This is a genomic window from Streptomyces sp. TM32 (assembly GCF_004122755.1).
GTDB classification, from domain to species: Bacteria; Actinomycetota; Actinomycetes; order Streptomycetales; family Streptomycetaceae; genus Streptomyces; species Streptomyces sioyaensis.
On sequence record NZ_SDIG01000216.1, the window covers coordinates 1 to 9,487 of the forward strand.

Genomic DNA, 9,487 nt, shown 5'->3' on the forward strand with positions numbered 1-9,487 from the left:
CACACACCCGCCCGCGCCCCGCCAGCTGCCGGGCGGGAGGTGTTCGCCCAGCAGCTGGCGGGGCGCGGGCGGGTGTGTGGGGTGCAGTTCCGGCCCGGCGGGTTCCGGCCGTTCACCCCGGAGCGGCCGGTCACCGACTGGACGGACCGCCGGCTGCCGCTGGCGACGGCCTTCGGGCACACCGACGCCACCGCTGCCGCCGTACTGGAGCCGGACGACGAGGACGCCCGGGTCGCCGCGCTCGACGCCGTGCTGACCCCGCTCCTGCGGGCCGAGCCGCGGATCCTCGACCAGGCCCGGCTCGCCATGCGGCTGGCCGACCGGATCCGTACCGACCGGACGATCCGCCGGGTCGCGGACTTCGCACGGTCCGAGGGCATGTCCCTGCGGGCCCTGCAGCGGCTGTTCGCCGGATACGTCGGGGTCAGCCCTAAGTGGGTGGTGCTGCGCTACCGGGTGCACGAGGCACTGGAGCGCGCCGCGTCCGACGCGGAGGTCGACTGGGCCGCGCTCGCCGCCGAGCTGGGCTACAGCGATCAGGCGCATCTGATCCGCGATGTCACCGCCACCGTCGGGGTCCCGCCGACGGCCTACGCGCGCTGAACCCTCCTGGCTCTCAGGGGTGTTCGGCCGTCAGATAGCGCTGGATGGTGGGCGCCAGCCAGGCGACGACCTCGTTGTGGGTGAGGCCGACGGCCGGCGGGACGTGCAGGACGTAGCGGCAGAGCGCCATGCCGAGGATCTGCGAGGCGACCAGCCCGGCGCGGGTCGGGGCCTCCTCGGGGACCGGGCAGACCGCGGCGAGGACCGGCTCGATCTGCTCGGCGAACACGCCGCGCATCCGCTCCGCGCCGGCCTCGTTGGTGACGCCGACGCGCATCATCGCCGTCAGCGTCTCGTCGCACTCCCAGCGCTCCAGGAAGTGGCGTACGAGCCGGGCGGCGGCCTGGTCGCGCGGGACGTGGGTGAGGTCCGGTGCGTGCACCTCGATCTCGGAGGCGGCCGCGAAGAGGCCCGCCTTGTTGCCGTAGTAGCGCATCACCATCGACGGGTCGATGCCCGCGTCCCTGGCGATGGCGCGGATGGTGGCGCGCTCGTATCCGTCCGCGGCGAAGCGGTCCCGGGCGGCGGCCAGGATCGCGGCGCGGGTGGCGGCGGAGCGGCGGGGACGGGCGGCGGCTGCCACCGCGTCGCCGGATGCCGGGCCCGCGGGAGCACCGGGAGCACCCGAGTCGCCGGACAGTGCGGCTGCCAGCGCGTCTTCGGGCGCGGTGCCGGCGGCGGAGGGAGCGTGATCGGCCATGCCCACAACTGTAGGCCAACGACCGTTGACATTCCAGGCCGGACCGACCTACGCTTGCCAACAAGCGTTGACCAACATGCGTTGGCACGGATTCCGATCGCGCACAGCTACCCCACTCGCACAGTTGGTCACAGTCGCCACAGGGCACAGGAGGCGGAAGCCATGGATGCCAGGAACCCCAGGAACAGGGACAACGGCGCCCGGAACGACCCGGCGGGGGCAACCCGCGACACGGACGTCCTCGTGGTGGGCGCCGGCCCGACCGGCCTGCTGCTCGCCGGAGACCTCGCCGAGGCGGGGCTGAGGGTCACCCTTCTGGAGCGCCGGCCCGGCACGATCAGCAACCTCACCCGCGCCCTGGCGGTCCATGCCCGCACCCTGGAACAGCTGGACGCCCGCGGCCTCGCCGACGAGCTGGTCGCCGGCGGCCATCCGCTCGCCTCCCTCCGCCTCTTCGGTGACGCACGCCTGGACGCGAGCCGGCTCCACTCCCGCTTCCCCTTCGTGCTGATCACCCCGCAGTTCGAGGTCGAGCGGCTGCTGGAGCGGCGGGCCCGCGAGGCCGGTGTGACCTTCCGCTACGAATCCGAGGTGCTCGGCCTCGACCAGGACGGCGGGGGCGTGACGGTGCGCTTCCGCACCCCGGAGGGCCTCGGCAGCCTCCGCGCCGCCTATGCCGTCGGGACCGACGGCGTCCGCAGCGCCGTCCGCGAGGCCGTCGGTCTGCCCTTCCCCGGCAAGTCCGTGATCCGCTCCCTGGTGCTCGCCGATGTCCGGCTGGCTCAGGAGCCCGACTCCCCCTTCACCGTCAACGCCACCGGGGACGCATTCGCGCTGATCGGCTCGTTCGGTGACGGGTGGCATCGCGTCATCGGCTGGAACCGCCGCCATCAGGCCGGCGACGACGCGCCCGTCGACCTCGACGAGGTCCGCGAGATCGCCCGGCGCGCCCTCGGCAGCGATTACGGCATGCACGACGCCCGCTGGATCTCCCGCTTCCACAGCGACGAGCGCCAGGTCCCCGAGTACCGCGTCGGCCGGGTCTTCCTCGCCGGCGACGCCGCCCATGTGCACTCCCCCGCCGGCGGCCAGGGCATGAACACCGGCCTCCAGGACGCCGCCAACCTCAGCTGGAAGCTGGCCGCGGTGCTCCGGGGCCACGCCCCCGACAGCCTGCTCGACAGCTACCAGACCGAGCGCCATCCGGTGGGCAGGGCGGTGCTGCGCAGCAGCGGCGCCCTGGTCCGGCTCGCCCTGTTGCACTCCGCTCCCGGACGCCTCGCCCGCACCCTCGCCGCCCGGCTCCTCACACGTCTGCGGCTGCTGTCCGACCGTGCCATCCGCACGATCTCCGGCATCGGCATCGCCTACCCCGCCGGCCCCGGCGCCCACCGGCTGGCCGGCCACCGCGCCCCCGACGTCCGGCTGGCCGACGGCAGCCGCCTCTACGAGGTGCTCCGTCAGGGCAGGTTCGTGCTGATCACCCCCGCCGACGAGCCCGGCGGCGTACGCCCCGCCGAGGACCGCACCGTGACCGTCCACTGGCGCAGCACCCGCCGCACGGCCGTCCTGGTACGCCCCGACGGCTATGTCGCCTGGGCCACCGATGCCACCGCCCCCGCCGAGCGCGCCCGCGCGCTACGCACCGCCCTGGTGCACTGGACCGGTGCCGAGCCCGAGGAGGGCGGGCCCATAGCCACCGCCCTCACCCCGCAAGGACATGCCGCAGATAGGCCCGCGGGTCGCTGAGATAGCGCCGCCAGTGGTCGACCAGCCCCAGCTCCGCCCACTGCACCCGCCGTATCCCGTGCTCGCCGACCTCCACGATCTCGGCACCGGGCAGCGCGGTCAGCAGCGGGGAGTGGGTGGCGCAGATGATCTGCGCGCCACCGCTCCCCAACTCGCCCATCAGCCCTATCAGTTCCAGACAGGAGGAGAAGGACAGTGCCGCCTCCGGCTCGTCCAGCACATACAGGCCGCGCTGCGCGAACCGCTCGCGGAAGGCCAGCAGAAAGCCCTCCCCGTGGCTCATCTCGTCCGGAGACCGTGACAGCCGCTGTGCCCTCCGCTCGCCGTTCAGCGCCTCCAGCGCCGTCTCGGCCCGCAGGAAGAACCCCCGCCGGCGGGTCCGCGGCCCGCGGATCATCCCGCGCCCCTCCCGCGTGGGGTCGAACCGCATCAGCCCGCCGAGCAGCGACGCCTCCCGCGAGCTGGCGTATTTGTAGCCGGCCGAGCCGCCGTAGGAATCCAGCCCGAACCCCTCCGCCAACGCCTCGGCCAGCGTCGACTTCCCCGAACCGTTCTCCCCGACCAGAAAGGTGACCGGAGCCCGGAATCTCAACCCCTCCTCGGCCAGCTGGCGCACGCACGGCACCGTCCAGGGCCAGCCGTCCTCGTCCGTCCCCTCGCCCTCCGGAAGGTTCACATAAGCCCGCTCGATCAACATGCCCTCGAAGCTCTCACACCCCACTGACACCGATCCGCGGCCGAGCCATGCGATCCGCCGCCGGGCGCCGGCAACCCGCCGCCGAGCACCTGCGGCCCGCGTCCGCGCCGTGCGATCCGCGGCCGAGCCCATGCGATCCGCGGCAGAGCACCGGCGACCCGAGGCACCGCACATCCGACCCGCAGCCGAGCACGTGCGGTCCGCGGATGAGCAGGTGCTTTTTCCGTAGGCTTTGAGCCATGGTGATCGCACGTTCGGCCATGCTCTTCGTAGTCGCCGCCTTCTTCGAGATCGGCGGCGCCTGGCTGATCTGGCAAGGCGTCCGCGAACACAAGGGCTGGGTCTGGATCGGCGCCGGAGTGATCGCGCTGGGGCTCTACGGCTTTGTCGCCACGCTCCAGACGGACGCCGATTTCGGGCGCATCCTCGCCGCGTACGGCGGCATCTTCGTCGCGGGCTCGCTGGCGTGGGGCATGGTCGCCGACGGCTACCGACCCGACCGCTGGGACGTGCTGGGAGCGCTGATCTGCCTGGCCGGAATGGCCGTGCTCATGTACGCCCCCAGAGGCCGCTGACCACCCCACGCATATTCTGGCCGGGCACCCCGAGCTCATGAGGAGCAGGGGACCCCAACGCCCCGAGGAGAGTGCCATGACCGCCGAGGCCCGTACCGCCGTCGTCACCGGAGCGAGCAGCGGCATCGGCGCGGCCACCGCGCGAGCGCTGGCCGCGGCCGGCTATCACGTGGTGCTCACCGCCCGCCGCAAGGACCGCATCGAGGCGCTCGCCGCCGAGCTGCCGCACGCCGAGGCGTATGCGCTCGACGTCACCGACCGCGCCGCCGTCGACGCCTTCGCGGCCACTCTCGACCGCTATCCCTCCCTCGACGTCCTGGTCAACAACGCCGGCGGGGCCCTGGGCGCGGAGCCGGTCGCCACCGGTGACCCCGCCGACTGGCGCGCCATGTACGAGGTCAATGTGCTGGGCGTGCTCCACATGACCCAGGCGCTGCTGCCCTCGCTCACCGCCTCCGGCGACGGCACCGTCGTCGTGCTGTCCTCCACCGCGGGCCACGGCACCTACGAGGGCGGCGGCGGCTACGTCGCGGCCAAGCACGGCGCGCACGTCATCGCCGAGACCCTCCGCCTGGAGCTGTGCGGCGAACCCGTGCGCGTCATCGAGGTGGCCCCCGGCATGGTCCGGACCGACGAGTTCGCCACCACCCGCTTCCGCGGCGACACCGCCAAAGCCGCCAAGGTCTACGAGGGCGTCGACCAGCCGCTCACCGCCGAGGACGTCGCCGACACCGTCGCCTGGGCGGTCACCCGCCCCGCCCACGTCAACATCGACCTCCTGGTGGTCCGCCCCCGCGCCCAGGCCTCCAACACCAAGGTGCACCGTACGACTTGAGCCCAGGCGGCGACCTGACGCCCCAACGGCCCGGCTCAGTAAGCAACGGCCCGGCGGCACATGAAGAACGGCGCGGCGCACCCGGCACCGCGCCGTCCCTCCCTCACTCAGCCCTTCACACACACCACCTGCTTGAGGTGGGCGACCACCTCGACCAGGTCCCGCTGCTGCTCCATGACCTTCTCGATCGGCTTGTAGGCGCCGGGGATCTCATCGATCACCCCGGAGTCCTTACGGCACTCCACACCCCGCGTCTGCTCCATCAGATCCCGCGTCGAGAACCGCTTCTTCGCGGCGTTCCGACTCATCTTGCGGCCGGCGCCGTGAGAGGCGGACTGGAAACTCGCAGCGTTCCCCAGGCCCTTGACGATGTACGAGCCGGTGCCCATCGAGCCCGGGATGATGCCGAACTCGCCACTGCCCGCCCGGATCGCGCCCTTACGGGTCACCAGCAGGTCCATGCCCTCGTAGCGCTCCTCCGCCACATAGTTGTGGTGGCAGGAGATCACCGGCTCGAACACCGGCCTGGCCTTCTTGAACTCCTTGCGGACCACGTCCTGGAACAGCGCCATCATCACGGCCCGGTTGTACTTGGCGTACTCCTGCGCCCAGAACAGGTCGTTGCGGTACGCCGCCATCTGCGGGGTGTCCGCGATGAAGACGGCGAGATCGCGGTCGACCAGGCCCTGGTTGTGCGGCAGCTTCTGCGCCTGCCCCATGTGGAATTCGGCGAGCTCCTTGCCGATGTTCCGGGAGCCGGAGTGCAGCATCAGCCACACCGCACCGTCGTCGTCGAGGCAGAACTCGATGAAGTGGTTGCCGCTCCCGAGCGACCCCATCTGCTTGGTCGCCCGCTCCTGCCGGAACCTGACCGCCTCGGCGACGCCCCCGAACCGCGCCCAGAAGTCCTCCCACCCCGCCGTCGGGAAGCCGTGCAACCGCCCGAGGTCGACCGGGGCGTCATGCATCCCGCGCCCCACCGGAATGGCCTGCTCGATCTTCGAGCGGAACCGGGACAGATCGCCGGGCAGGTCATTGGCGGTGAGCGAGGTCTTCACCGCGCTCATGCCGCAGCCGATGTCGACACCGACCGCCGCCGGGCAGACCGCGCCGCGCATGGCGATCACCGAACCGACCGTCGCGCCCTTGCCGTAGTGCACATCCGGCATCACGGCCAGGCCCTTGATCCACGGCAGGGTGGCGACATTGCGCAGCTGCTGCATGGCTACGTCCTCGACCCCGGCCGGGTCCGTCCACATCCGGATCGGAACCTGGGCACCAGGCACCTCGACGTAGGACATAACTTCCTCATTCCCCCGAATTTATGAAAAACGCAAAAGCCGGACAACTTATCCGATCTTGGACTGCGAACCGGCGTGGGCGGCAAGACGTGCGATAGACATTGTGTCCATCGGCCGCCGACCGGCGGCAACCAGATTTCCCAGGGGAAGGAGCCGCGAGCGATGCCACGTAAGTCGTTCGTACCCGGTGCCGCACTGGTCGCGGCCGCGGCCCTGGCCGTCGGCCTCGCCAGCTGCACCGACGGCTCCGGCTCGGACGGCAGCGGCGCCGACGCCAAGGACGGGGGCGCCGCCAGCTCGAACCCCGCCGCCGAACCGGGCCGCTACCAGACCCTCCCCGAGGCCTGCGGACTCCCCTCGCGCAGCGCCATCCGCGACATGCTGCCCGGCGACGGCCAGCCGCTGTCGGGCGCCGAGGCCGACAAGGTCTACGGCGGCCAGGCCGACATCACCTATGACACCGACCGCCGCGTCGGCTGCCGCTGGACCCGCGAGTCCACCGCCGGCACCCGCCACATCGGCCTCGACATCCAGCGCGTGGTGTCGTACGACGGCGCCGTCAGTGATGACGACAAGGCGCAGGGGATCTACGAGGACAAGGAGCTGGCCGCGAAGATTCCGTCCGGCGCCGGCTCCCCGCCCCCCGCCGCGTCGTCCCCGTCCGCCCCGAAGGACAAGGACTCCGCCCCCAAGGGCAAGGACAAGGACACCGGACCCGTTCCGAACGGCGCCTCGGACCCGAAGGGGAAGGCGCCGTCCGGCAGCCCCTCGCCGACGTCCGCCCCGAGCACGCAGCCGAGCGGCTCGATCGCCCCCCGCGTCCTGGACGGCCTCGCGGACGCGGCCTTCCTCAACGACAAATTGATCACAGCGGACTCCGGAGTACACCGGGACGTCACTGTGGTCTTTCGCACGTCGAATGTCATCGTGACGCTCACGTACGACCAGTGGTCCACGGACAAAACGATGTTGCCCGAAAGCCAGGAACTGCAGGACAAGGCCCGTTCCCTGGCCGACGACCTCGCCGACAGCCTCAGCGAATAGTCCGAATCGCACACCTTGACCGACTCGCCACACAAGGCGAAGAAGCGCCCGTTTTGGACTGCGCTCTCATCCACAGGAATCGGTCACCCACCCCGTCGCGCCGCGTACCGTGCCGTCTAGCACTGCCCGTAGACGGGACGGGCGGCCCCACGGCCGGTCACACCGACCCGACGACGAACAGCGAAGGAACCATGCACCGTTCAGCCAAGCGACTCGCCAGCCTTCTCACCTGCGCAGCAGTTCCGGTGCTGCTCGTCGCCGGCTGCTCCGGCTCGGACAGCGACAGCTCCGGTGACGCCTCCGCCTCCGCTCCCTCCAGCAGCTCCGGCAAGGCCTCCACGCCGTCCGTCGCGCCCGCGAAGTACAAGAACCTCCCGAACCCGTGCGAGGCGTTCTCCAAGGGCACCATCAAGAAGATGCTGCCCAAGGTGAAGGACGCCTCCGGGAACCGGGGCACCTCCTCGGACAACTCCACCCACGGCACCTGCTCGTGGACCAGCTCCGACGAGAACGGTGTCGACGGCACCCAGTTCCGCTGGCTGGACATCGGCTACCAGCGCTATGACTCCGACCCCGGCGTCGGCTCCGGCGAGCAGCGCGCGACGGACTTCTACACCAAGCAGGTCAGCGAGGCGAAGGACACCAAGGGCGCCAAGAAGCTGTCGGCCGTCAAGACGTCCGGCACCGGCGACGAGGCGACCGCGATCACCTACGACGTGAAGAAGGAGGGCAACGACTTCAAGAACACCACGGTCGTCGCCCGCGACTCCAACATCGTCGTCACGATCAACTTCAACGGTGCCGGCCTGGCCGGCGCGGACGCCCCCAAGGGCGCCGATCTGCTCAAGCAGGTCCAGGCCGCCGCCAAGGAAGCCGTCGCCGCCGCCACCAAGCCCAAGGGCTGAGCCCACCGGGGCCACCAAGCCCAGGGCTGATCGCACCGGGGCCGCCCGAACCCTCTACCGGCCCGGAATCGAGGGTGTGCCACGCTAGGCGCGCCATTTCGCCGAGCCGGGGAGGGACCGCGGGTGTCCGCGACGCAGACGGCGCAGTTGACTCGTACCCACCGCATCCTGATCGGTGTGGTCATCGCCGGGGCTGCCCTGATCGCGGCCATCGGGTTCACCGGCTCGTACGCGGCGGTGCGCGCGCTGGCCGAGAAGAAGGGCTTCGGCAGCTTCTCGGTCGTCTTCCCGATCGGTATCGACGCCGGGATCGTGGTGCTGCTGGCACTGGACCTGCTGCTCACCTGGATCCGGATCCCGTTCCCGCTGCTGCGCCAGACGGCCTGGCTGCTGACCGCTGCCACCATCGCCTTCAACGGGGCGGCGGCCTGGCCGGACGCGCTCGGCGTCGGGATGCACGCGGTCATCCCGCTGCTGTTCGTGGTGGCCGTGGAGGCCGCCCGGCATGCGATCGGCCGGATCGCCGACATCACGGCCGACAAGCACATGGAGGGCGTCCGGCTCACCCGCTGGCTGCTCGCCTTCCCCTCCACCTTCCGGCTGTGGCGCCGGATGAAGCTGTGGGAACTGCGCTCCTACGACGAGGTCATCCAGCTCGAACAGGACCGCCTCGTCTACCAGGCCCGGCTGCGCGCCCGCTACGGACGCGCCTGGCGCCGCCGCGCCCCCGTCGATGCGCTGATGCCACTGCGGCTGGCGCGGTACGGCGTACCCCTGGCGAAGACCGCACCGGCCGGGCTCGCTGCGGCGGGCATCGAGCTGCCGACCGCCCCGGCCCCGCTGCCGTCCGGCACGCCGTACGCAACCGGTGCCCCGGACGCCACCGGCGCACCGCAACCCGCCCTCGCTCAGCGGACGGCCGGGTCACCTACGGGCGCCGCGACACCCGTACGGGACTCAGCGCCCGTAGGGGATGCAACGCCCGTACGGGACACAGCACCCGTACGGGACGCGGCGCCCGCACGGAACACTGCCCCCGTAGGGGACACAGCACCCCTACGGGAGACCTCCCCCGACC

General features: G+C 71.5%; 10 protein-coding genes. 7 read left to right on the forward strand and 3 right to left on the reverse strand.

Annotated elements, in window-relative coordinates; translation table 11 throughout:
* Positions 1-603 (forward strand): helix-turn-helix domain-containing protein (locus tag EST92_RS29060; protein WP_135789075.1); only part of this gene is annotated, 603 nt, incomplete at its 5' end.
* A 13-nt stretch (positions 604-616) separates the two neighbouring features.
* On the opposite strand, the gene EST92_RS29065 is transcribed toward EST92_RS29060, so the two are convergent.
* A complete protein-coding gene (locus EST92_RS29065) occupies positions 617-1,303 on the reverse strand; it encodes a TetR family transcriptional regulator (RefSeq protein WP_254069096.1) in 687 nt (228 codons plus the stop codon).
* 162 nt (positions 1,304-1,465) lie between these two features.
* On the opposite strand from EST92_RS29065, the gene EST92_RS29070 reads away from it, so the two are divergent.
* On the forward strand, positions 1,466-3,052 hold the full coding sequence (locus tag EST92_RS29070) for an FAD-dependent oxidoreductase (RefSeq protein WP_129283683.1): 1,587 nt from the start codon (positions 1,466-1,468) through the stop codon (positions 3,050-3,052).
* Here EST92_RS29070 and EST92_RS29075 read toward each other — a convergent pair.
* Entirely contained in the window at positions 3,009-3,749 is a 741-nt protein-coding gene (locus tag EST92_RS29075; RefSeq protein WP_129283684.1) for an AAA family ATPase, read from the reverse strand. The two genes, EST92_RS29070 and EST92_RS29075, sit on opposite strands and share 44 nt — an antisense overlap.
* Before the next feature lie 239 nt (positions 3,750-3,988).
* Between EST92_RS29075 and EST92_RS29080 the strand changes: the two genes are divergently transcribed.
* Both EST92_RS29080 and EST92_RS29085 read left to right on the forward strand, forming a co-directional pair.
* The gene (locus tag EST92_RS29080) at positions 3,989-4,324 is read left to right on the forward strand and encodes a YnfA family protein (RefSeq protein WP_129283685.1); all 336 of its coding nucleotides are present in this window, start codon (positions 3,989-3,991) and stop codon (positions 4,322-4,324) included.
* A 76-nt stretch (positions 4,325-4,400) separates the two neighbouring features.
* On the forward strand, positions 4,401-5,159 hold the full coding sequence (locus tag EST92_RS29085) for an SDR family oxidoreductase (protein ID WP_129283686.1): 759 nt from the start codon (positions 4,401-4,403) through the stop codon (positions 5,157-5,159).
* Between the two features lie 107 nt (positions 5,160-5,266).
* Here EST92_RS29085 and EST92_RS29090 read toward each other — a convergent pair whose 3' ends face one another.
* Entirely contained in the window at positions 5,267-6,460 is a 1,194-nt protein-coding gene (locus tag EST92_RS29090) for an RtcB family protein (RefSeq protein WP_129249704.1), read from the reverse strand.
* Between the two features lie 162 nt (positions 6,461-6,622).
* Between EST92_RS29090 and EST92_RS29095 the strand changes: the two genes are divergently transcribed.
* The 3 genes from EST92_RS29095 to EST92_RS29105 form a co-directional block, all read left to right on the forward strand.
* A complete protein-coding gene (locus EST92_RS29095) occupies positions 6,623-7,504 on the forward strand; it encodes a hypothetical protein (protein WP_129283687.1) in 882 nt (293 codons plus the stop codon).
* A 191-nt stretch (positions 7,505-7,695) separates the two neighbouring features.
* The gene (locus tag EST92_RS29100) at positions 7,696-8,409 is read left to right on the forward strand and encodes a DUF3558 domain-containing protein (protein WP_129283688.1); all 714 of its coding nucleotides are present in this window, start codon (positions 7,696-7,698) and stop codon (positions 8,407-8,409) included.
* A 123-nt stretch (positions 8,410-8,532) separates the two neighbouring features.
* On the forward strand, positions 8,533-9,487 hold a 955-nt coding region (locus EST92_RS29105; protein WP_254069098.1), incomplete at its 3' end, for a DUF2637 domain-containing protein.